Source organism: Stenotrophomonas sp. HMSC10F06 (assembly GCF_001807865.1).
Classification (GTDB): domain Bacteria; phylum Pseudomonadota; class Gammaproteobacteria; order Xanthomonadales; family Xanthomonadaceae; genus Stenotrophomonas; species Stenotrophomonas bentonitica_A.
Map to the genome: position 1 here is coordinate 160,222 of NZ_KV791259.1, position 21,390 is coordinate 181,611.

Genomic DNA, 21,390 nt, shown 5'->3' on the forward strand with positions numbered 1-21,390 from the left:
ACGCGAGTTGCGCACATCGCAGGCAAAAAAAAGCCCCGCATCGCTGCGAGGCTTTTTTCAAATCTTGGCGCCCGAAGTTGGACTCGAACCAACGACCCCCTGATTAACAGTCAAGTGCTCTAACCGGCTGAGCTATTCGGGCGGGGTGCGCATTGTAGCCCGTTTTTCGCGAGATGTAACCCGTCTGGCGACAACTATTTCACGCACGGTGATACGGATGATTGGCCAGCATGGCCGCAGCGCGGTACAGCTGTTCGGCCACGACCAGGCGCACCAGCATGTGCGGCAGCGTCAGCGGCCCGATCGACCATTTCTCGTCGGCCATCGCCGACACCTCGGCCGAGTGGCCTTCCGGCCCGCCGATCAGGAACGCCAGGTCCCTGCCCTGCCCTCGCCAATGCTCCAGGCGCTGGGCCAGCTGCTCGGAACTGAGTTGGCGGCCCGGCACATCGAGCGCGACCACATAGGCATTCTTCGGCAGCGCGGCGATCACCCGCTTGCCTTCGTCATCGGTCGCGCGGCGCGCATCGCGACCCTTGCCGCGCAGGCCGGGCTCGATCTCGACCAGCTCGAACGGCAGCCAGTGCGAGAGCCGCTTCTGGTACTCGGCAAACCCCTGCGCGACCCAGGATGGCGCGCGCTCGCCGGTGGCGATCAACCTGGCTTTCATCGGTGTCCTCCGCAGCTACCGCAGGCGGCGCCGCAAAAGACAACGGCGCCATCGGCGCCGTTGTCGTGACCGGGCACGCTGCGATCAGCGCGCGTCGTAGTCGTCGTCCGCATCGTCGAGCAGCTCGATCGGCGGCTGGTCGCCCACGGTCCACAGGCGCTCGAGCGCGTAGAACTCACGCACGCGCGGCAGCATCACGTGGACGATCACGTCGCCCAGGTCGACCAGCACCCATTCGGCTTCGCGCTCGCCTTCCACGCCCAGCGGCATCACACCCAGCTTCTTGGCGAACTTCACCACTTCATCGGCAATCGACTTGACGTGACGGCTGGAGGTGCCCGAGGCGATCACCATGTAATCGGCGACGCTGGAGCGGCCGATGACGTCGATCTCAACGAGATCCTTGGCCTTCAGTTCTTCGGTGGCCCCGCGCACGCACTCGAGCAGCTGCATGACGGAGGGCGCCGGATTGGGCAGTTGGACCTTGATGGTCTGGGGCTGGGCTTGGTTGCTCAAAGCGGGTCAACTCGATAAATGTGGGGCCGATTATACGGGGCGGCGGGGCCGCGCGTATTCACGACGGTGTTGCGCCGTACAGGCGGTGACCGAGGATGTAGTCGGCCACCGGCGCCGGCAGCAGCGCCTGCCAGGAACCGTCGGCCTGGATCTGCGCGCGTACGGCGGTGGCCGATTCCTCGCGCAACGGGGCCTGCAGACGCAGCAGGCGCCCGGCCGGGGCGGTGAACAGCGCGCGCTCGTGGCTGGCCCAGCGCCCTTCCAGGGCCTTGGCCAGGACCAGGTCGAGCGTGCCCGCCAGCGGGCTGCCCGGGCGGTCGGCCACGATGAAATGCGCCAGCTCGAACAGCGCGCCCCACTCGTGCCAGCTGGGCAGGGCCAACAGGCTGTCGGCCCCCACCAGCCAGGCGATGGGCTGGCGCGGGCCCAGTTCGGCGCGCAGCTCGCGCAGGGTATCCACGGTGTAGGACGGTACGCCGGGCTGGCGCTCGGCGCGGTCCAGCTCGTGCCGGTCCAGCAGCAGGCCCGGTTCGTCGCCGACGGCCAGGGCCAGCATGGCCAAGCGCTGCGCGGCATCGGCGCCAGGGGCAGCGCGGTGCGGCGGATCGGCGGCCGGCAGCAGGCGCACGGCCACCTGCAGCTGGTCGCGCGCGGCGCGGGCAATGGCCAGGTGGCCCAGATGAACGGGATCGAAGGTCCCGCCGTAATAGATGCGCAGCCCCATGGGCTCAGGCCCGGGCGAGCAGGCGCACGGCACGGGCTTCGGACACGGCGATCAACAGCCGCTCCAACGCCAGCCAGGCATCGCCATCGGCGCGCCCCTTGGCGATGCGGTCCACCAGCCCGGCCTCGGCCACGAAGCGCTCCCAGCGCTTGACCTCGGGATGGCGCTGCAGGGCGCGCTTGAACGGCGCCTGCCGCGACTCCCAGATGCCGCGGCTCTTCATTTCCGCGGCCAGGTTGCCACCGCGCGCCTGCACCCGCGCTAGGCCGGCGGTGGAGAGCAGCTCGCGGATCACGATCGGGGTCAGGGCCGCCACGGCTTCGCCTTCGGCACGCAGCCCGGCGATCATGCGCAGCACCGCGGCAGGCTGGCCGGAGAAGGTGGCTTCCACCAGCCGGAACACGTCATAGCGGGCGGCATCGGCCACCAGCGACTCCATCGTGTCCACGTCCAGCGTCTGGCCGTCGGCCAACAAGGCCAGCTTGTCGATTTCCTGGGCGGCGGCCAGCAGATTGCCCTCCACCCGCTCGGCCAGGCGCTGCACGGCCTGCGGATCCGCGCGCAGGCCCTTGCCACGCAGGCGGCGCTCGATCCACTCGGTGAGTTCATGCGGCTTGATCGCCCACGCCACCGAGATCACCCCGGCACGGCCCACCGCATCGGCCCACTTGGTCTGGTGGGCCTTGCTCCATTCGTTGCAGGTGATCAGCAGGATCACGTCCGGCGCCGGGTTGGCACAGAACTGGCTGATCACTTCAGCGCCTTCCTTGCCCGGCTTGCCGCTGGGCAGCCGCAGTTCCATCAGGCGCCGGGCACTGAACAGGCTGGGCGCGTTGAAGCTGGCGTCGAGCTGGTTCCAGTCGAAGTCACGGCCATCGGCATCGAACACTTCGCGTTCGTTGACACCATCGGCGCGTGCCCGCGCACGCACGGCGTCGGCCGCTTCCAGCACGCGCAGTGTTTCCGGCCCGGCGATCAGATACACCGGTGCCAGCGGCTGGCTGGCCGGTTGGCTGGCAAGCTGTTCGGGACGAAGTTCCATCCGGGCAGGCCGATCCGCGGGCGGACCGGGCTCAGTGCCCCTGCGGCACGTCGGCCGGCACCGCCGGCGTGGCCGGGGGGGTGGCCGGCGTCGTGCCGGGCTTGGCCGGGGCACGGCCGTGCTCCAGCTCGGCACGGACCACGCTGTCGATGCGGCGCATGATCGAGGCCGACATTTCACGACGCAGTTCGTCGGCGAGGATCTCGCGCTCGGTGGTGGTACCGGTGGCGTCGGTCGGCGGCGACACGTAATCGCGCGAGAGCTCGATCACCTGCTGCGGCACCAGCTCGCTGCCGTCTTCGCGGCGGAAGATGAAGATCACCGCGTAGCGCAGGCTGTATTCCTGGGCACGGCCCTGGGCATCGATCGCGATCGGCAGATCGCCCCAACGCTCGGACAGCACCTGGAGCTGTGCGGCCGGTTCGGTGCTGTCGCTGTCGGCAATCTGCGCGCCCGAGGCCTGCAGGCCACGACGCAGCAGCTTGACCAGTTCGCTGTAGGGCGCGGTGGACACCACCTGCACCGCCGCGGTATCGGCTGGCAGCATCAGCTTGTTGCGCAGATGGAAGCCGCAGCCGGCGAGGGTTGCGGTCAGGACAAGGGCAAGCAGGAATCGGGTCATGGACACAGTCTGTAGGAGCCGGGCGGTCGCGGCAACAAGCAGTGATCGTGCCGGATGCCGCGTGAACAGGACTTGATACCGGGCGGCCTGCATGGCGCGTCCGGACCCTGCCCCTGGAGATCCGTGCCACCGGGCGCGCAGGCACCCGGCGGCACGACAGCATCAGCCCTGCGCAGCGGCCACGATGTTCACGATCTTGCCCGGCACGATGATGATCTTGCGCACGGTCAGACCTTCCAGGAACTTGGCCGCGTTCGGCTCGGCCAGGCCCAGCGCTTCGATCTGATCACGCGGGGCATCGGCAGCGACCTCGATGGTGCCGCGCAGCTTGCCGTTGACCTGCACGGCCAGCGTCACCGCATCGCGCACCAGCGCGGCCGGATCGGCCTGCGGGAACGCCTGGTCTTCCAGCAGTTCCTCGGCGTGGCCCAGCACCTGCCACAGCGCATGGCTGGCATGCGGGGTGATCGGGTTGAGCAGCAGCACGGTGGCGCGCAGCGCTTCCTGGCGGACCGCACGGCCCTGCTCGCTGACGTCATCGAACTTGGCCAGCGCGTTCATCAGTTCCATCACCGCGGCGATGGCGGTGTTGAAGCTGTGGCGGCGGCCGTAGTCGTCGCCGACCTTGCCGATGGTTTCGTGGGTCTTGCGGCGCAGCGCCTTCTGCTCGGCGTTGAGCGCGGCCACGTCCAGCGCCGGGGCGGCACCGTCGGCGGCGTGCTTCTGCACCTGCGCCCACAAACGGCGCAGGAAGCGGGCCATGCCGTCCACGCCGGCTTCGTTCCACTCCAGCGACTGTTCCGGCGGCGCGGCGAACATCGAGAACAGGCGCACGGTGTCGGCACCGTACTTGCTCACCATCACCTGCGGGTCCACGCCGTTGTTCTTGGACTTGGACATCTTCTCGGTGCCACCGATCACCACCGGCTGGCCGTCGGCGATCAGGGTCGCGCCGACGATGCGGCCGCGCTCGTCGCGCTGCACATCCACGTCGGCCGGGTTGATCCAGTCCTTGGAGCCGTCCGGGTTCTGGCGGTAGTAGGTCTCGGCGATCACCATGCCCTGGCACAGCAGGTTCTGCGCCGGTTCGTTGCTGTCCACCATGCGCGCGTCACGCAGCAGTTTGTGGAAGAAACGGAAGTACATCAGGTGCAGGATCGCGTGTTCGATGCCGCCGATGTACTGGTCCACCGGCAGCCAGTAGTTGCCGCGCTTGTCCACCGCGTCGCGGGCACCCGGGGAGGTGTAGCGCGCGTAGTACCAGCTCGACTCCATGAAGGTATCGAAGGTGTCGGTCTCGCGCTCGGCCGCGCCGCCGCAGTCCGGGCAGGTGGTCTTGCGCCATTCCGGATCGGCCTTGATCGGCGAACCGGTGCCGACGAAATTGACGTTCTCCGGCAGGACCACGGGCAGCTGCTCTTCCGGCACCGGCAAGGCGCCGCACTTCGGGCAGTAGATCACCGGGATCGGGCAGCCCCAGTAGCGCTGACGGCTGACGCCCCAGTCGCGCAGGCGGTAGTTCACGCGGCGCTGGCCCTGGGCCTTGCGCTCGAAGCGCTCGGCCAGTGCTTCGAAGGCGCCCTGGAAATCCAGCCCGTCGAACTCTTCGGAGTTGACCAGTTCGGTGTCGCGGGTCTTGTCGCCATACCAGTCCTGCCAGCGCGTGGCGTCGTAAGCGCTTTCTTCCTTGCGCAGCGACTTCAACGCGATGACCTGGCGGATCGGCAGGCCGTACTTGTTGGCGAATTCGTTATCGCGCTGGTCATGGCCCGGAACGGCCATCACCGCGCCGGTGCCGTAGCCCATCAGCACGAAGTTGGCGACCCACACCGGCACCTGGGCGCCGGTGACCGGATGGATGGCGCGCAGGCCGGTATCCATCCCGCGCTTTTCCTGGGTTTCCAGTTCGGCTTCGGAGACGCCGCCCTGCTTCATCTCGGCCAGCAGCGCCGCGAGCGCCGGGTTGGATTTGGCCGCGTGCTGGGCCAGCGGATGCTCACCGGCGATGGACACGAAGGTCACGCCCATCACGGTGTCCGGACGGGTGGTGAACACGCGCAGCGGGTCCAGCGTGCTGCCGTCGGCATCGCGCACGTCGAACTGTATCTCCAGCCCTTCCGAGCGGCCGATCCAGTTGCGCTGCATGGTCTTGACCGAGTCGGGCCAACCCGGCAGTTCATCCAGGCCGTCCAGCAGTTCCTGGGCGTAATCGGTGATGCGCAGGAACCACTGCGGGATCTCGCGCTTTTCCACCAGCGCGCCGGAACGCCAGCCGCGGCCATCGATGACCTGCTCGTTGGCCAGCACGGTCTGATCGATCGGGTCCCAGTTCACCACCGCGTTGCGGCGGTAGGCCAGGCCCTTGCGCATCAGGCGGGTGAACATGCGCTGCTCGTGCACGTAGTACTCGGGCGTGCAGGTGGCGAACTCGCGCGACCAGTCGATCGCATAGCCCATGGCCTTGAACTGGCCACGCATGTGCTCGATGTTGGCGTAGGTCCACTTGGCCGGCGCGGTCTTGTTCTTGATCGCCGCATTTTCGGCCGGCAGACCGAACGCATCCCAGCCCATCGGCTGCAGCACGTTGTGGCCGGTCATCCGCTTGTAGCGGCTGATCACGTCACCGATCGTGTAATTGCGCACGTGGCCCATGTGCAGCGCACCGGACGGATACGGCAGCATCGAGAGGCAGTAGAACTTCGGCTTGTCCGAGGTCTCGGTGACCTCGAAGGCACGGGTGGCATCCCAGTACTGCTGGGCGGCGGATTCAACCTGCTGCGGATCGTAAACGTTGGGTTCGACGCTGGTCATAAAAACGCTAGTGCGGCGGCAAAGCGGCACAGGGTACCGCAGTGCGGCATAGGGCTCCAATCGAGGTGGCCCACCGCAGCGCCCAAACCCGTCATCTCATTGAATTGACTGGGGATTGGCCGAATACGTCATCGCCCTGCCCTGGCCCCGGCGCGGTGCCGGGGCGCAGCGGCAGGTGAACCGCGCTCAGGCACGGCGCGCGCCCGGGGCCAGCGGCAGCACCGCCACCAGCCAGACCAGCCACGCACCGAAGGCCACGCGCTGGGCCAGCGGTGCCGGCAGCAGGGCCTGCAGGGCGAACGCCGCCAGCAGCACGCCCAGCCCGCAGGCCAGGTGCAGCGCACCCACCGCGCGCCACGCCGGCAGCCGCAGCGCGCCGATCCCGGACATCACCGCCCCGGGCACGAAGGCCAGCACCCAGACCATCCACGCGCTGGCGTGGTATTGGCTGGCCGGGTTGTCCAGGTCGCTGGTATCCAGCGGCAGCACGCCCATCGCGGTGAAGCCGACCCCGGCCAGCATCAGCAGCTGGGCGCCAACGCGCATCGACCACGGCGCCGTGCGCGGCACCCGGAGCAGCAGGCGCAGCGCCACCAGGCTGGCCAGCAGGCCGGGCAACGCGAACCCGACGATATTGAAGGCCAGCGCATGCGGCACCCCCATCGCGCCCAGCAGCGCCACCGGGTGGCCGATCGGATCGAACAGCGGCAGCGCCGCGCCGAAACCCAGCACCGCGCCCACGAACAACACGGCGGCAGCAATGCCGAGCGCCCCTTCCCAACGTTGGATTCCCTGCATGTTGCTCACCCGGCTGCATTACAAGGCCCGTATTGTCGCCGCTTCCAGGCCGATCCGTCGGCCGGGGTTGCGTCCGGTCGCGGCCGGCACCATACACTTGCTCTCCAGTTTCCCGGTTGATTTGAAACCATGAGCGATCTGCCCCACGTTTTTGACGCCACCACCGAGACCTTCGAGACCGAGGTCCTGCAGAAGTCCCTGCAGACCCCCGTGCTGGTCGATTTCTGGGCCACCTGGTGCGGCCCCTGCAAGACCCTGGGCCCGATGCTGGAAAAGCTGGCGGGCGAATACCACGGTGCCTTCGAGCTGGCCAAGGTCGATGTCGACAAGGAACAGCAGATCGCGGCCGCGTTCCAGATCCGTTCGGTGCCCACCGTGTTCCTGGTCAAGGGCGGGCAGATCGTGGACGGCTTCCCCGGTGCGGTGCCGGAGGGTCAACTGCGCGAGTTCCTGACCCAGCATGGCGTGGTCCCGCTGGAGGCGGCCCCGGACGAGGAAGAAGCCGTCGAGGCGCCTCCGCTGGATCCGCAGGCCCAGGTCGACGTGCTGCGCGCGGCGATCGCCGCCGAGCCGGACAAGGAAGAACTCAAGCTCGACCTCGCCCTGGCCCTGCTGCAGACCGGCGCCACCGCCGAGGCCACCGCGCTGATCGATGCGCTCCCGGCCAATCTATCCACCGATGACCGCGCCGTGCGCGCCCGTGCCCGCCTGGAGTTCGCCAGTGCGCTGCAGGAGGCTCCGGCCGCGGAGGTGCTGGACGCGCGCATTGCGGCCAACAGCGACGACCTGCAGGCCCGCCACCTGCGCGGCGTGCAGCTGCTGCTGTCCGGCCAGGACGCCGCTGCGCTGGAGCAGTTCCTGGACATGCTGCGCCGGGATCGCACCTATGACGACGGGCGTCCGCGCAAACTGCTGATCGATGCCTTCAAGGTGATCGAGGATGAAGATCTGGTCGGCCAGTACCGCCGCCGCATGGCGTCGCTGCTGTTCTGATCGCCGGCGGCCAGCGCCTCTCGGGGCGCTGGCCAGTCGAACCTGCCTATCCCAACTGGCAGCTTTGATGTGTGACGTGAATCACGTTCACAAACCCTGCACGGCTCCCGGGCAATAATGCCGCCGCGGCCCACTGGAGGCTGCGATCCATCGGGGAGGATGAGGTCTGGGCCATGGCGGCCTACTTGGCTGCGCCCCGCCTTGCAGGGCCGTGAATGACCGTGAGATTGACCCGATTGCTTCGTTTCCCTTTGGCTGCCCGCCTTGTGGTGCTGGTGGCGTTGCTGCTGTCCGCCGCGCCGCTGCTGGCACAGGACTGGACCTACCGGGTGCGTCCCGGCGACACGATCTGGGACCTGAGTGCCCGCTACCTCAAGCCGTCCATTGCCTGGGAACAGCTGCAGTCGCATAACGGCATCGCCGATCCCTACCGCCTGCCCCCCGGCAGCCAGCTGCGCTTCCCGGTGGCCTGGCTGCAGGTGCAGCCCGCGCCGGCACGCGTGCTCGCCGTGCGCGGCCCGGTGCAGAGCCAGGCCGACGGCCAGCCGCGTCGCGATGTGATCGAAGGCGATCTGCTGCGGATCGGCCAGGAGCTGGTCACCGGCGAGGACGCCAGCGTCACCGTGGTGTTCGCCGATGATTCGCGTCTTCAGCTGCGCGAGCGCTCGCGCCTGCGCTTCGATCAGCTCTCGCGCTACGGGCACACCGGCATGGTCGATACCCGCCTGCGGCTGGAACAGGGCCGCGCCAGCAACCGGGTGACCCCTGCCAACGGACCGGCCTCGCGTTACATCATCGATGCACCGACCGCGACCAGCAGCGTGCGCGGCACCGTGTTCCGGGTCAGCGCCGGCCAGGACGGCCGTGGCGCGGCGACCGAAGTGCTGGAAGGCCGCGTGCAGGTCGGCAACCGCCGTGGCCAGCGCCTGGTCACCCGCGGCCAGGCCACCCGCAGCCCCTCGCTGGACACGCGCCCGGCCGGCCTGGAGGCGTTGCTGCCCGCGCCCGTGATGGCGACCGAGCCGCAGCGGCTCGTCACCCTGCCGGCGACCGTGGCCTGGCAGCCGGTCAGCGATGCTGCCGGATACCGGGTCGAGGTGGTCCGCGCCGATCAACCCGAGGTGCTGCTGTTCGGGCGTGATACCGCTGCCACAACGCTCAGCCTGCCCGACCTGCCGCCAGGCGAGCTGCGCCTGCTGGTACGGGCGGTCAGCGCGGTGCAGGTCGAAGGCCTGGACGCCAGGCAGGACTTCCTGGTGCGCGATCAGCCGGTCCCGCCGCTGACCGTGCGCCCGCTGCATGGGCAGACCCTCAACAGCGCGCGCCCCCGCTTCGAGTGGACCCGGGTGGCCGAGGCCGAGCGCACGGTGCTGCAGATCGCCCGCGATCCGCAGTTCCTCACTCTCCTGCTTGAACAGGACACCCGCGCCACCCACCTGCGTCCCATCCTGGATCTGGCCCCGGGGGACTATGTCTGGCGCGTGGCGTCGGTGGATCGCAACGGCGACCGCGGCCGCTTCGGCCAGCCGCTGCCGCTGACCATCACCGACGAGCCGGTCGACCCGGCGCTGCAACCGCCGGAAGCCGCCCAGGGCCAGCTGACCCTGCGCTGGCAGGCGGGCGAACCGGGCCAGCGCTATCGCGTGCAGCTGGACCGCCGCGGCGATTTCAGTGCGCCGCTGCTGGATCGCGAACTGGACCAGCCGGAGGTGTCGATCAAGCGCCCCTGGCGCGGCACCCTGCATGTGCGCGTGCAGTACATCGACGACGACGGTTACGCGGGGCCGTTCTCGCCGGCACAGCAGATCGCCCTGCCGTGCCGCACCTGCTACGCCACCGGGGGCAGTGCGCTGCTGTTGTGGCTGCTGCTGTGACGCCGCTGCATCTGCCTTGGCCCCACCGCCTCCTGCTGGCCGCGCTGGTCGGTGCGCTGGCGGTCGCGGCCAGTCACTGGCAATGGTTCTGGAAGCAGGACGAGGCGGTCTACGACGCCTACGTCGGCGGGGGGGAGTACACCCCCGACGCCCGCCTGCTGATCGTGGCGATCGACGACAACAGCCTGCAGCAGCTGGGCCAGTGGCCGTGGCCGCGCGGCACCCACGCGCGCCTGCTGGACCGGCTCACCGACGCCCGCGCCGAGCGCGTGGTGCTGGACCTGATGCTGTCCGAGCCGGACCGGCAGGACAGCGCCCAGGATGCCGAGCTGGCCGCGGCGATCCGCCGCAACGGGCACGTGGTACTGCCGGTACTGGCGGCCCCGGCCAGTGGCCCGCGCATGGCCGAGGAACTGCTGCCGATCCCGCTGATCGCCGCCAACGCGGCCAGCCTGGGGCACAGCGATATCGAAGTCGACGGCGACGGCGTCGCCCGTGGCCTGTACCTCACCGCCGGGATCGGCTCACCGCACTGGCCGGCACTGGGGCTGGCGCTGGCCGACACGCGCGGCCCGCTGCCGGGCCTGCATGACCCCCAGCCCGATCTGGCCTCGCCCTATCAATGGCGGCGCGACCACTATGTGCGCGTGCGCTACGCCGGCCCGCCCGAGCGCTTCCCGCAGGTTTCCTATGCCGACGTGCTCAACGGCGAGGTTGATACGGCCCTGCTGCGCGGGCGCCGGGTGCTGGTCGGAACGACCGCCAGCGGGATCGCGCCGCGCCTGCTGACGCCCACCACCCGCGAGCGCTGGATGAGTGGCAGCGAGTACCAGGCCAACGTCGCTTCGATGCTGCTGGCCGACAAGGTCATCAACCCGCTGCCGTCGGCATGGCAGAGCGCCCTCACCGGGGTGCTGGTCGCGCTGTGCTGCCTGTTGTTGACGCTGCCGCGGGCATGGCTCACCGGCGTGCTCGCCCTCCCGCTGACGCTGCTGCTCAGCTTCGTGCTGCTGCGTGCGGGCAACCTGTGGTTCGCACCGGCTGCGGCCCTGACCGGCATGCTGGCCGTGCTGCTGGCCTGGACGCTGTGGCGGGTCAGCGCCTGGCGTCGCCAGGCCAACAGCGATGCGCTCACCGGGCTGGGCAACCGGCTGCGCTTCGAGCAGACCCTGCAGGCCGAGCACGATGCCGGCTGCCGCAGCGGACGGCCGCTGAGCCTGGTGTTGATCGACGTGGATCACTTCAAGCGCCACAACGACGATTTTGGTCACCAGGCCGGTGACACCGTGCTGCGCCGGATCGCGCAGGAGATCCGGGCGCACGCGCGCCGGCCGCGCGACATGGCCGCGCGCTTTGGCGGCGACGAGTTCGCGCTGATCCTGCCCGACACCACGCCGGATGGCGCAGTGCAGGTGGTGCAGGACCTGGTCGCACGGGCGCAGGCGCTGGAAATTCCCGCCGGCCGCGGTGCCACCACGCATATCACCCTGAGCGCCGGCGTGTTCACCCGGGTGCCGACACCGGGCACCGAACCGCGTCACTTCTTCGAAGGAGCCGATGCGGCGCTGTACCAGGCCAAGGCGGCCGGGCGGAACGGCTATGCGGCCGATGACGGCGGCCCGGGCTGAGCCCACCGCCAAGCACCATACGCAAGCGAATGGTAGACTCCGGCCACCTCCCCAGCGTGACGTGACCCGAATGAAGGCCGCTGTCTTCCGCCACGGCATCAACCTGTGGCCGCCGTTCCTGTTCACCGGCATCCACGTGACCGATGTCAGCCCGGACTACCGCCATGTGCGCGTCGAGCTGCGCATGCGCCCGTGGAACCGCAACTACGTCGGCACCCACTTCGGTGGCAGCCTGTTCGCGATGACCGATCCGTTCTGGATGCTCACCGTGATGCAGAACCTGGGGCGCGATTACTACGTCTGGGACCGCGCCGGCGAGATCGAATTCCTCAAGCCGGGCCGCGGCACGGTGGCGGCCGAGTTCCGTCTGGACGAGCCACTGCTGGACCAGTTGCGCGCAGCCACCGCCGACGGCGGGAAATACCTGCACTGGTTCAGCAATGACATCGTCGATGCCCAGGGCGAGGTCATCGCGCGCGTGCGCAAGCAGGTCTACCTGCGCCTCAAGCCCGGGGCGCGCCAGCGCGCGGGGTGAACGACAGCGCGCTGCTATGCTCGCGCGCCGGCTCCACCCCACGGACGACCATGCGCCTGCCGCTTCTGATCACCCTGCTGCTCACCGCCCTGCCCGCCGTTGGCCAGGAACTGCGGATCCCGCCGGTCGACTACCCGGTGCTGCCGGCCAGTGCCACCTCCGCGGCCGGCTTCGTGCCCGCCGGCTGGCGTATCGAGCAGCAGTTGAGCGGCGACCTCAACGGTGACAGGCGCGATGACCTGGTACTGGTGCTGCGCCAGCAGGACCCGCGCAACATCGTCGAACACGATGGCTTCGGGATCAGCCCGCTGGACAGCAATCCGCGCCTGCTTGCCATCGCCTGGGCCACGCAGGACGGCTACGCGCTCGCCGCGCAGAACCACACGCTGATCACCCGCCATGAGGCGCCGAACCTGTCCGACGTATTCGAGGACGGCGCGGGCGTCTCGATCGTGCGCGGCACCCTGCGCACCACCCTGTTCTTCTTTTCCAACGCCGGCAGCTGGTCCACCGGCTCGGCCAGCTTCACCTTCCGCTGGCAGGATGGCGCCTTCGCGCTGATCGGCTACGACCGCAGTTCGTTGATGCGCAATTCCGGGCAGACCGAAGACCTGAGCATCAATTACTCGACCCGCCGGGTGCGCCACGCCGAGGGCAGCACCGACGCCGACCGCGAAACGGTGCGTTGGGAAACGCTTACCTCACCGCGCCGCTGGACCCTGGAGACGGTGGGCGACGGCAGCAGCTTCGAACCGCTGGCGGACGCCGAGGGGGGCTGAACCGCCGCCGCACCGCGCGCGGTTCAATGTGCCGGCGCCTGCATCGGCACCTGCAGGGTCAGCCCGCCCTCGTCCCTCACCACGCGCCGGTCCACCTGCAGCCACAGGCCATCGTCGCTGAGCACCGGGGTGCGGGTGGGCGAACGCAGCGCCTCCGGCAACCTCTCAAGTGCCACGGATGCCTCGCCAGGCTGCTGGCGCAGCCAGCGCTGTGCCGCCACCAGGCGCAGCATCGCGGCGGCGTCCTGCGGGCGGCCCGCGTACTGCTGCATGTCCGGCCCGGGAAGATTGGCCAGGCTGCAGCCCAGCGGATTGGCGATGCACGCAAAGCGATCCTGCGCCGGCCCGGGAATCGGGGCGGGCGCATCGCGCGCGGCCACCAGCTCGGCACTGGCAGCGCACGCCCACGCGTAGCGCGGCGCCATGCGCGCCTGGGTACGCGGCACATCCAGCAGCAGGCGATTGCCTTTGGGGTCTCCGCTGGCCAGGCGCAACCCCGCCCCGGCCAGCGCGAACTCACCGCGCATCGCCATGCACAGGCTCTGCTCGCCAGACGTCATGGGCGTCAGTGCGGCCTCACAGGCCGCAGGCAGCGTCGCATCGGCGGGCAGTTCGACCAGGATGTCGGCCAGCAGCCGCGCGTTGGTCTCCACCACCGCCGCGCCGATCATGCTGGTGATCAGCGTATCGCCCTGCCCCGTCATCCGGCGCCCACTGAGGATGTCCGCACAGGCACCAGCGAGTGCGGCACCACTGTCACCACGCACGTGGGCAAGCGCATGCGCCGATACCGGGTCGAGCATCGGGTGGAAGACCGGCAGCGGCACCATCGGGTCGGTATCGAACGGCATGAACGGGGAGACGAAGTGCCCATGGCCGGCAATCGCGGCCACGCGCTTGTGAAGCGCATCATGACCGGCATGCGCGGCGGCGAAACGCTCCGGGTCGGCGCGCACCGCCGCAAGACAGCCCATGCCCCGTCGGCCACACCGCGCCAGCGCGGGCAGCGGCGTAGCGGGGTAGCGTCCTTCCGCGCTGGAGTCCACCGGCCGCTGGCCGGGCGTGCCGGTGCGCCAACGCTCCACATCCTGCGCCAGCACCGCTTCGCGTGCGTTGGCATCCAGTCCGTCGTAGCGCAGGGTCCACAACGCGGAGAAGCCGTTCCCGCCGTTCGTGGGCACGGGCGCCTGCAGCAGCCGCATCGCCTCGCGCTGCTCAACCAGCAGCGGCCAGAACCGCGAGGCCGCCCAGACCACCGCGACCGCCACCATCAGGCTTAGGATCGAGATGCCCACCCATTTCAGTCCATTCTTCAACACAGCATTCTCCCCAGCGCCCGCGTCCTGCGGGGACGGGCAGCGTAAACCGGGCATCGCCCCCGCTACAATGCGCGGATGTCGCCCGAAGCCCCCCAACTCGTTCCGCGTCCCTCCCTGCAGCGCCTGTTCCTGACCGGTCTGCTGACCCTGCTGCCGATCTGGCTGACCTGGGTGGTGGTCAAATTCGTGTTCGTGCTGCTTTCGGGCATTTCCAGCCCGCTGGTGGTGCCGTTATCCGAGCAGATCGCTGCCTCCTTCCCGCATTACCTGGGCTGGATCAAGGTCGAGTGGATGCAGGACATCATCGCCCTGGCCGCCACGTTGCTGGTGATCCTCTCGGTGGGTGTGCTCAGCCGCCGCGTGATCGGCCAGCGCCTGCTGCGCTGGTTCGGCGCGGTGATCAAACGCATCCCGTTGGCCAGCATCATCTATGACAGCGCCAAGAAACTGCTGGACATGCTGCAGACCGAACCGGGCAGCACCCAGCGCGTGGTGCTGATCGATTTCCCGCACCGGGACATGAAGTCGGTCGGGCTGGTCACGCGGGTGATGAAGGAAGAAGGCAGTGGGCGCGAGCTGGCGGCAGTGTACGTGCCGACCACCCCCAATCCGACCTCGGGCTATCTGGAAATCGTGCCGGTCGAGCTGCTGACCCCGACCGACTGGACCGTGGACCAGGCGATGAGCTTCATCATTTCCGGCGGTGCGGTCGCGCCGGAAACCATGCCGTTCACCCGCGCCGGCGATCGTTGAGCGTGGCGGCAGCCTGGCGCTGCCGCAGCTGACCGCGCGCCGTACATGACAAAGCTGACCGGGGGCCGATGCTGGCCGTACGCAGGCGAATCGGGCAAGCTCCCTCGTCTGTGCGTTTACGGAAACAGCCGATGCCCCACCCCGCCCGCGCCCTGGCGCTTGCCATCGCCGTACTGATGGCCTTCAGTGCCGCCGCTCCGGCCGAAGCCGCCAAGAAAAAGGCCACCCGGCCCGCCGCGGCCCAGTCCCGGCCCGCCGCCAAGCCCAAGGCCAAGCCGCGTGCACGCCCGGCCGCCGCCCCTGCCCGCCAGCCGCTGGTACGCCAGCAGAGCAAGGCCGCGCAGCTGGACCGGATCTACGATGAGTACTGGGATGCCTCGATGCGGCTCAACCCGCTGCAGGCCACCTTCCAGGGCGACAGCCGCCACAACGATCAACTCCCCAACATCCTCTCGGCCGCGTACCGCCAGCAGTCGCATGATTTCACCGTGGAATGGCTGGGCAAGGTCGAGAAGATCGGCCCGGATGGCCTGACCGGCCAGGACCTGCTGAGCTATGAAATCTTCGTGCGCGATGCGCGCATGTCGCTGGCGGCCGAACAGTTCCCGGGCTGGATGCTGCCGGTGAGCCAGTACTACAACCTCGGCAGCATCATGGCCATTCTCGGCTCCGGCTCCGGCGCCCAGCCGTTCAACACGGTGCAGGATTACGACGGCTGGTCGCGCCGTTCGCTGGGCATCCCAGCACTGTTCGAACAGGCCATCGCCAACATGCGCCAAGGCATGGCTGCCGGCGTGGTGCAGCCGCGCGACCTGATGGAAAAAGTGCTGCCGCAGCTGGATGCGGTGATCAAGCCCACCGCCGAGGAAAGCATCTTCTGGGCGCCGGTGCGCAATCTGCCCGAGGATTTCCCCGAGGCTGACAAAGTGCGCATCACGGCCGAGTACAAGCGCATGATCGAGTTGCGCATCATGCCGTCCTACCGCGCCCTGCGCGGCTACATCGCCACCGAGTACCTGCCCGCCGCGCGCAGCACCGATGGTTTGGCCGGCCTGCCCGGCGGCAAGGCCTGGTATGCGCAGACCATCGTGCAGAGCACGGCCTCCACGCTGACGCCCGAGCAGATCCACGCACTGGCCGAACAGCGCGTGGCCTCGCTGCAGGCACAGATCGCCACGATCATGAAAGACAACCGGATCCGCGGCTCGCAGCAGAAGCTGCTGCGCACGATGCGCACCGACCGCGATTTCCAGTACGCCAACGCCGATGCACTGATCAACCGCTACAAGCAGCTGCAGAGCCAGGTCAATGCGCGCCTGCCGACCCTGCTCGGCACGCTGCCCAAGGCGCCGATGGAGATCCGCGCGGTGGAGCCCGAGCGTGCCGCCACCGCCGGCGCGGTGAGCTACCAGCAGCCGCTGCCGGACGGCATGCGCCCAGGCGTGCTGTACATCAACACCGGCGATCTGCCGAGCCGCCGCCGCTGGGCCGCACCGATGCAGTTCCTGCACGAAGGCATTCCCGGCCACCACGTGGAGTTGGGCCTGCAGCAGGAGCTGGACAAGCTGCCGCGCTTCCGTCGCCTGGGCGGCGATATCGCCTTCGTGGAAGGCTGGGGCCTGTACGCCGAGTCGCTGGGTGAGCAGTTGGGCGTCTATCAGGATCCGTACGAACGCATCGGCTATCTCCAGGCCGCATTGACCCGCGCCGCACGCATGGCCGCCGACACCGGCGTGCACGCGCAGGGCTGGAGCAAGCGCCAGGCCGTGGACTACCTGGTCAAGACCGCGGACATGAGTGCCAGCGATGCCAATGCCGAAGTCGAGCGCTTCATGGCCCTGCCCGGGCAGACCCTCGCCAACGGCCTGGGCGAGCTGAAGATGATGGAGCTGCGCGACAAGGCCAAGGCGGCACTGGGGCCGCGTTTCGATGCACGTCGCTTCCATGAGGAAGTGCTGCGCGATGGTTCGATGCCGCTGGATATCCTGGATGCCAAGATCGCCCGCTGGATCGCCAGCCAGAACGGTGCGGCAACGCCCGCGCCCTGACCGCAGAAGGAACCGGACATGCACATCGTGCGGCATCTACGTGGGTGGATCGGCGCGATGTGCATCGCCGGCAGCGGGTCAGTGATGGCCGCGCCGGCGCTGACACCGCCGGATCCGGGCATCGATGCCCTGATGCAGCGCTACGACGGCCAGGTGCCGGGCGCGGCGGTGCTGGTCCTGCATGATGGCAAACCGGTGTTCCGGCGCGGCTACGGGCTGGCGGTTCTGGAAGATCGCACCGCCGTGACCGCACAGACCAACTTCCGGCTGGCCTCGGTCAGCAAGCAGTTCACCGCCGCGGCGATCCTGCTGCTGGCCGAGGACGGCGCGCTGACCCTGGATGATCCGCTGAAGCGCTGGTTGCCCTCGTTGCCGGCCGCCGCCGATGCGATCACCCTGCGCCAGCTGCTCAGCCACACCAGCGGCCTGCTCGACTACGAAGACCTGATGGCCGCCGACGCGACCGCGCAGGTGCATGACCAGGATGTGCTGCATCTGCTGGAGGCTCAGGACCGGACGTACTTCACACCCGGCACGGCCTACCGCTACAGCAACAGCGGCTACGCGCTGCTGGCGCTGGTGGTCGGCAAGGCCTCCGGCAGCGATTTCGCGACCTTCCTGCGCCAGCGGATTTTCCTGCCGCTGGGCATGCGCGACAGCGTGGCCCATCAGGACGGGGTGGACGATATCGCCCGTCGCGCCTATGGCTACAGCGAGGTCGACGGGCGCTGGCAGCGCACCGACCAGAGCGTGACGAGCGCGGTGCTCGGGGATGGCGGCATCTATTCCTCGGTGGACGATCTGGCCCGGTGGGATGCCGCGCTGTATGACCAGCGGCTGCTGAAAGCGACATCGCTGACGCAGATGTTCTCCCCTGCCACGCCCACCGCCGAACCGGACGTGCCGTTCTACAGCTTCGGTTGGCGCCTCAACGGCGGCGCACACTGGCACAGCGGCGAGAGCATCGGTTTCCGCAACGTGATCCTGCGCTACCCGGCGCAGCGCCTCACCGTGATCGTGCTCAGCAACCGCAACGCACCCGAACCCTATCCGCTGGCGCTGCAGATCGCCCGGCGCTGGCTGGACACCCTGCAATGAACGCTTCGGACACCTCGCCGCTGACCGGCATCCACCACGTGGCCCTGATCGCCTCGGATTACGCCCGCTCGAAGGATTTCTATACCCGCGTGCTCGGTTTGCGGGTGATCGCCGAGAACTACCGAGCGGCGCGCGATTCCTGGAAGCTCGACCTGGCCCTGCCCGACGGCAGCCAGCTGGAGCTGTTCTCGTTCCCGGGGGCGCCGCCGCGCCCCAGCCGCCCCGAGGCCCAGGGCCTGCGCCACCTGGCCTTCCGCGTGCACCTGCTGGAGCCCATGATCGAACGCCTGGCCGCGGCCGGGGTGGCCTGCGAGCCGATCCGGGTGGACGCGTACACCGGGCGCCGGTTCACCTTCTTCGCCGATCCCGACGACCTGCCGCTGGAGCTGTACGAGATCCCGGCCGACGCCGGCTGAACCGTGCGCCGGGCACGTTCCGTACCGGAGCGAATGGGTATACAGTCGGCTCTGTACCGGCCGTCTGCGCCGGCGTTCACGGACATCCCTGGGAGGGGAACATGCGCAAGACCTTCAAGACCCTGTTGCTGGCGCTGCCGCTGATGATGGCTGCGATGTCGGCCAGCGCCGCCGACGGCGCCGTCGGCCGCTGGAAGACCATCGATGACAAGACCGGCAAGGTGAAGTCGATCGTGGAGATCACCCAGGCTACCAACGGCACCCTGACCGGCAAGGTCGTGGACATCCTGCACTCGGACAAGGGCCCCAACCCGGTCTGCGATGGCTGCGAGGGCGCCAACAAGAACAAGCCGGTCAAGGGCATGACCATCCTGTGGAACCTCAAGGCCGATGGCGCCAACGCCTGGTCCGGCGGCACCATCCTGGACCCGGGCAACGGCAAGACCTACAAGTCCAAGATGAAGCTGCAGACCGGTGGCGCCAAGCTGGACGTGTCCGGCTGCGTGGCCTTCATCTGCCGCGCCCAGACCTGGGTGCGCGAGTAAGCCCCGCGCAGGTTCCAGCCCCGGTGACCCGGCTTCGGCCGGGTTACTGCGTTTTGGCATGCGATAATCCCCGGTTCCCCTGGCAACAGCGCTCACCATGACCCGCACCGCTCTCGTCACCACCGCCCTGCCCTACGCCAACGGCCCGCTGCACCTGGGCCACCTGGTCGGCTACATCCAGGCTGACATCTGGGTGCGCGCGCGTCGAATGAGCGGCGGCAAGACCTGGTTCGTCTGCGCCGATGACACCCATGGCACCCCGATCATGCTCGCGGCCGAAAAGGCCGGCGTGACCCCTGAAGCCTTCATCGCCAGCATCCAGGCCAGCCATGAGCGCGATTTCGCCGCGTTCGGCGTCGCGTTCGATCATTACGACTCGACCAACTCGGCGGCCAACAAGGCGCTGACCGAAGCCTTCTACCTCAAGCTCGAGGCCGAAGGCCACATCGCGCGCCGCTCCGTGGCCCAGTTCTACGACCCGGCCAAGGGCATGTTCCTGCCGGACCGCTACATCAAGGGCATCTGCCCGAACTGTGGCACCCCGGACCAGTACGGCGACAACTGCGAAGTCTGCGGCGCCACCTACAGCCCGACCGACCTGAAAGACCCGAAATCGGTGATCTCCGGCGCGACGCCGGAAATCCGCGATTCGGAGCATTTCTTCTTCGAGGTCGGCCGCTTCGAAAGCTTCCTGCGCGAGTGGCTGGCCGGCGACGTCGCCCTGCCGGGCGTGAAGGCCAAGCTGGGTGAGTGGCTCAATGCCGACGGTGGCCTGCGCGCGTGGGACATCTCGCGCGATGCGCCGTACTTCGGCTTCCAGATTCCCGGCCATCCGGGCAAGTACTTCTATGTCTGGCTGGATGCGCCGATCGGCTATCTGTCCAGCTTCCAGACGCTGTGCGCGAAGACCGGCGAAGACTTCGAGGCGCACCTGCGCGCGGGCACCAGCACCGAGCTGCACCACTTCATCGGCAAGGACATCGTGAATTTCCACGGCCTGTTCTGGCCGGCGGTGCTGCACGGCACCGGCCACCGCGCCCCGACCCGCCTGCACGTCAACGGCTACCTGACCGTGGATGGCGCGAAGATGTCCAAGTCGCGCGGGACCTTCGTGATGGCGCGCACCTTCCTGGATGCCGGGCTGGAACCGGAAGCGCTGCGCTATTACTTCGCGGCCAAGTCCTCCGGCGGCGTGGACGATCTCGACCTGAACCTGGGCGACTTCATCGCGCGCGTCAACGCGGACCTGGTCGGCAAGTTCGTCAACCTGGCCAGCCGCTGCGCGGGCTTCATCAGCAAGCGCTTCGAGGGCCGCCTGGCCGCTGCGCTGCCCGATGCCGCCCAGTACGACCGCTTCGTCGCCGCGCTGGCGCCGATCCGCGAGGCGTACGAGCGCAACGATCCGGCCAGTGCACTGCGCCAGACCATGGCGTTGGCCGATGAAGCCAACCGCTACATCGACGATGAAAAGCCGTGGGTGATCGCCAAGCAGGACGGCGCCGATGCGCAGCTGCAGTCGGTCTGCACCCAGGGCCTGAACCTGTTCCGCGTGCTGGTTACCGCGCTCAAGCCGGTGCTGCCGGCCACCGCCGCGCAGGCCGAGGCCTTCCTGGCGGCGCCGGTGCAGACCTGGACCGACATCGCCACCCCGCTGACCGCGCACACCATCGCGGTGTACGAGCCCCTGTTCACCCGTATCGACCCGAAAAAAATCGACGCCATGACCGACGCTTCCAAGGACACCCTGCAGGCCGCCACCCCGGCCCCCGCCGCCCCGGCCAAGCCGGCCAAGCCGGCCAAGCCCGCTGCCGCACCGGCACCGGCGGTGGCCACCGATGGCGAGGCCGCGCCGGCCTACATCGGCATCGACGACTTCGCCAAGCTGGATCTGCGTATCGGCAAGGTGCTGGTCTGCGAGTTCGTGGAGGGCTCGGACAAGCTGCTGCGCTTCGAACTCGACGCCGGTGACCTGGGCAAGCGCCAGATCTTCTCCGGCATCCGCGCCAGCTACGGCGAGCCGGAGCAGCTGGTCGGCCGCAGCGTGGTGTTCATCGCCAACCTGGCCCCGCGCAAGATGCGCTTCGGCCTGAGCGAAGGCATGATCCTGTCGGCCGGTTTCGACGGCGGCGCACTCGCCCTGCTGGACGCCGACAGCGCCGCGCTGCCGGGCATGCCGGTCCGCTGACCGCGACGGCAGGGCGGTCACCCGGTCGCCCTGC

The 21,390-nt window shown here is 68.8% G+C and carries 19 protein-coding genes and 1 tRNA gene; 11 read left to right on the forward strand and 9 right to left on the reverse strand.

Annotated elements, in window-relative coordinates:
* Positions 1-65 precede the first annotated feature (65 nt).
* The 8 genes from HMPREF3113_RS04330 to HMPREF3113_RS04365 form a co-directional block, all read right to left on the reverse strand.
* Positions 66-142 (reverse strand) — tRNA-Asn (locus HMPREF3113_RS04330).
* 57 nt (positions 143-199) lie between these two features.
* A complete protein-coding gene (rlmH, locus tag HMPREF3113_RS04335; RefSeq protein ID WP_019183383.1) occupies positions 200-670 on the reverse strand; it encodes a 23S rRNA (pseudouridine(1915)-N(3))-methyltransferase RlmH in 471 nt (156 codons plus the stop codon).
* A gap of 84 nt (positions 671-754) precedes the next feature.
* On the reverse strand, positions 755-1,123 hold the full coding sequence (gene rsfS / locus HMPREF3113_RS04340; protein WP_087947504.1) for a ribosome silencing factor: 369 nt from the start codon (positions 1,121-1,123) through the stop codon (positions 755-757).
* A 121-nt stretch (positions 1,124-1,244) separates the two neighbouring features.
* Positions 1,245-1,910: a nicotinate-nucleotide adenylyltransferase gene (nadD, locus tag HMPREF3113_RS04345; protein ID WP_070470985.1), complete on the reverse strand. Its 666-nt coding sequence runs from the start codon at positions 1,908-1,910 to the stop codon at positions 1,245-1,247.
* Positions 1,911-1,914: 4 nt separating this feature from the next.
* Positions 1,915-2,952, reverse strand: coding sequence for a DNA polymerase III subunit delta (gene holA / locus HMPREF3113_RS04350; protein ID WP_070425626.1), 1,038 nt, complete (start codon positions 2,950-2,952; stop codon positions 1,915-1,917).
* A gap of 31 nt (positions 2,953-2,983) precedes the next feature.
* On the reverse strand, positions 2,984-3,574 hold the full coding sequence (gene lptE / locus HMPREF3113_RS04355; protein WP_070470987.1) for an LPS-assembly lipoprotein LptE: 591 nt from the start codon (positions 3,572-3,574) through the stop codon (positions 2,984-2,986).
* Between the two features lie 162 nt (positions 3,575-3,736).
* Positions 3,737-6,385, reverse strand: coding sequence for a leucine--tRNA ligase (gene leuS / locus HMPREF3113_RS04360; protein WP_070470989.1), 2,649 nt, complete (start codon positions 6,383-6,385; stop codon positions 3,737-3,739).
* 186 nt (positions 6,386-6,571) lie between these two features.
* Positions 6,572-7,183: a DUF998 domain-containing protein gene (locus HMPREF3113_RS04365; protein WP_046273321.1), complete on the reverse strand. Its 612-nt coding sequence runs from the start codon at positions 7,181-7,183 to the stop codon at positions 6,572-6,574.
* Positions 7,184-7,312: 129 nt separating this feature from the next.
* Here HMPREF3113_RS04365 and trxA point away from each other — a divergent pair, with 129 nt between their 5' ends.
* The 5 genes from trxA (at position 7,313) to HMPREF3113_RS04390 (ending at position 12,992) form a co-directional block, all read left to right on the forward strand.
* Positions 7,313-8,176, forward strand: a complete 864-nt coding sequence (gene trxA, locus HMPREF3113_RS04370; protein ID WP_070470992.1) for a thioredoxin — start codon at positions 7,313-7,315, stop codon at positions 8,174-8,176.
* Positions 8,177-8,391: 215 nt separating this feature from the next.
* Complete coding sequence (locus HMPREF3113_RS04375; RefSeq protein ID WP_070470994.1) at positions 8,392-10,050, forward strand: FecR family protein; 1,659 nt, start codon at positions 8,392-8,394, stop codon at positions 10,048-10,050.
* Positions 10,047-11,678, forward strand: coding sequence for a CHASE2 domain-containing protein (locus HMPREF3113_RS04380; RefSeq protein ID WP_070470996.1), 1,632 nt, complete (start codon positions 10,047-10,049; stop codon positions 11,676-11,678). The genes HMPREF3113_RS04375 and HMPREF3113_RS04380 overlap by 4 nt, the downstream gene beginning before the upstream one ends.
* A 70-nt stretch (positions 11,679-11,748) precedes the next feature.
* The gene (locus tag HMPREF3113_RS04385; protein ID WP_019183393.1) at positions 11,749-12,213 is read left to right on the forward strand and encodes a DUF4442 domain-containing protein; all 465 of its coding nucleotides are present in this window, start codon (positions 11,749-11,751) and stop codon (positions 12,211-12,213) included.
* A 50-nt stretch (positions 12,214-12,263) separates the two neighbouring features.
* Positions 12,264-12,992, forward strand: a complete 729-nt coding sequence (locus HMPREF3113_RS04390) for a hypothetical protein (protein ID WP_046273277.1) — start codon at positions 12,264-12,266, stop codon at positions 12,990-12,992.
* Positions 12,993-13,015: 23 nt separating this feature from the next.
* Here HMPREF3113_RS04390 and HMPREF3113_RS04395 read toward each other — a convergent pair whose 3' ends face one another.
* Complete coding sequence (locus HMPREF3113_RS04395; protein ID WP_139146290.1) at positions 13,016-14,308, reverse strand: hypothetical protein; 1,293 nt, start codon at positions 14,306-14,308, stop codon at positions 13,016-13,018.
* A gap of 78 nt (positions 14,309-14,386) precedes the next feature.
* Here HMPREF3113_RS04395 and HMPREF3113_RS04400 point away from each other — a divergent pair, with 78 nt between their 5' ends.
* The 6 genes from HMPREF3113_RS04400 to metG all read left to right on the forward strand — a co-directional run bounded on the left by HMPREF3113_RS04400 (position 14,387) and on the right by metG (position 21,356).
* A complete protein-coding gene (locus HMPREF3113_RS04400; RefSeq protein ID WP_070425632.1) occupies positions 14,387-15,064 on the forward strand; it encodes a DUF502 domain-containing protein in 678 nt (225 codons plus the stop codon).
* 131 nt (positions 15,065-15,195) lie between these two features.
* Complete coding sequence (locus HMPREF3113_RS04405) at positions 15,196-17,112, forward strand: DUF885 domain-containing protein (protein WP_070471001.1); 1,917 nt, start codon at positions 15,196-15,198, stop codon at positions 17,110-17,112.
* Between the two features lie 18 nt (positions 17,113-17,130).
* Complete coding sequence (locus HMPREF3113_RS04410) at positions 17,131-18,210, forward strand: serine hydrolase domain-containing protein (protein WP_083298718.1); 1,080 nt, start codon at positions 17,131-17,133, stop codon at positions 18,208-18,210.
* On the forward strand, positions 18,207-18,626 hold the full coding sequence (locus tag HMPREF3113_RS04415) for an SMU1112c/YaeR family gloxylase I-like metalloprotein (protein ID WP_070471004.1): 420 nt from the start codon (positions 18,207-18,209) through the stop codon (positions 18,624-18,626). Before HMPREF3113_RS04410 ends, HMPREF3113_RS04415 begins: the two co-directional genes overlap by 4 nt.
* A 101-nt stretch (positions 18,627-18,727) precedes the next feature.
* Positions 18,728-19,171, forward strand: coding sequence for a DUF2147 domain-containing protein (locus HMPREF3113_RS04420; RefSeq protein WP_070425636.1), 444 nt, complete (start codon positions 18,728-18,730; stop codon positions 19,169-19,171).
* A gap of 97 nt (positions 19,172-19,268) precedes the next feature.
* Positions 19,269-21,356 (forward strand): methionine--tRNA ligase, encoded by a 2,088-nt coding sequence (gene metG, locus HMPREF3113_RS04425; RefSeq protein ID WP_070471006.1) that lies wholly within the window; start codon positions 19,269-19,271, stop codon positions 21,354-21,356.
* The last annotated feature ends 34 nt before the right edge of the window (positions 21,357-21,390 follow it).

Coding starts and splice junctions, on each gene's coding strand:
- rlmH (WP_019183383.1), bottom strand. CDS start 670: ATGAAAGCCAGGTTGATCGCCACCGGCGAGCGCGCGCCATCCTGGGTC.
- rsfS (WP_087947504.1), bottom strand. CDS start 1,123: ATGCAGCTGCTCGAGTGCGTGCGCGGGGCCACCGAAGAACTGAAGGCC.
- nadD (WP_070470985.1), bottom strand. CDS start 1,910: ATGGGGCTGCGCATCTATTACGGCGGGACCTTCGATCCCGTTCATCTG.
- holA (WP_070425626.1), bottom strand. CDS start 2,952: ATGGAACTTCGTCCCGAACAGCTTGCCAGCCAACCGGCCAGCCAGCCG.
- lptE (WP_070470987.1), bottom strand. CDS start 3,574: ATGACCCGATTCCTGCTTGCCCTTGTCCTGACCGCAACCCTCGCCGGC.
- leuS (WP_070470989.1), bottom strand. CDS start 6,385: ATGACCAGCGTCGAACCCAACGTTTACGATCCGCAGCAGGTTGAATCC.
- HMPREF3113_RS04365 (WP_046273321.1), bottom strand. CDS start 7,183: ATGCAGGGAATCCAACGTTGGGAAGGGGCGCTCGGCATTGCTGCCGCC.
- trxA (WP_070470992.1), top strand. CDS start 7,313: ATGAGCGATCTGCCCCACGTTTTTGACGCCACCACCGAGACCTTCGAG.
- HMPREF3113_RS04375 (WP_070470994.1), top strand. CDS start 8,392: ATGACCGTGAGATTGACCCGATTGCTTCGTTTCCCTTTGGCTGCCCGC.
- HMPREF3113_RS04385 (WP_019183393.1), top strand. CDS start 11,749: ATGAAGGCCGCTGTCTTCCGCCACGGCATCAACCTGTGGCCGCCGTTC.
- HMPREF3113_RS04390 (WP_046273277.1), top strand. CDS start 12,264: ATGCGCCTGCCGCTTCTGATCACCCTGCTGCTCACCGCCCTGCCCGCC.
- HMPREF3113_RS04400 (WP_070425632.1), top strand. CDS start 14,387: ATGTCGCCCGAAGCCCCCCAACTCGTTCCGCGTCCCTCCCTGCAGCGC.
- HMPREF3113_RS04405 (WP_070471001.1), top strand. CDS start 15,196: ATGCCCCACCCCGCCCGCGCCCTGGCGCTTGCCATCGCCGTACTGATG.
- HMPREF3113_RS04410 (WP_083298718.1), top strand. CDS start 17,131: ATGCACATCGTGCGGCATCTACGTGGGTGGATCGGCGCGATGTGCATC.
- HMPREF3113_RS04415 (WP_070471004.1), top strand. CDS start 18,207: ATGAACGCTTCGGACACCTCGCCGCTGACCGGCATCCACCACGTGGCC.
- HMPREF3113_RS04420 (WP_070425636.1), top strand. CDS start 18,728: ATGCGCAAGACCTTCAAGACCCTGTTGCTGGCGCTGCCGCTGATGATG.
- metG (WP_070471006.1), top strand. CDS start 19,269: ATGACCCGCACCGCTCTCGTCACCACCGCCCTGCCCTACGCCAACGGC.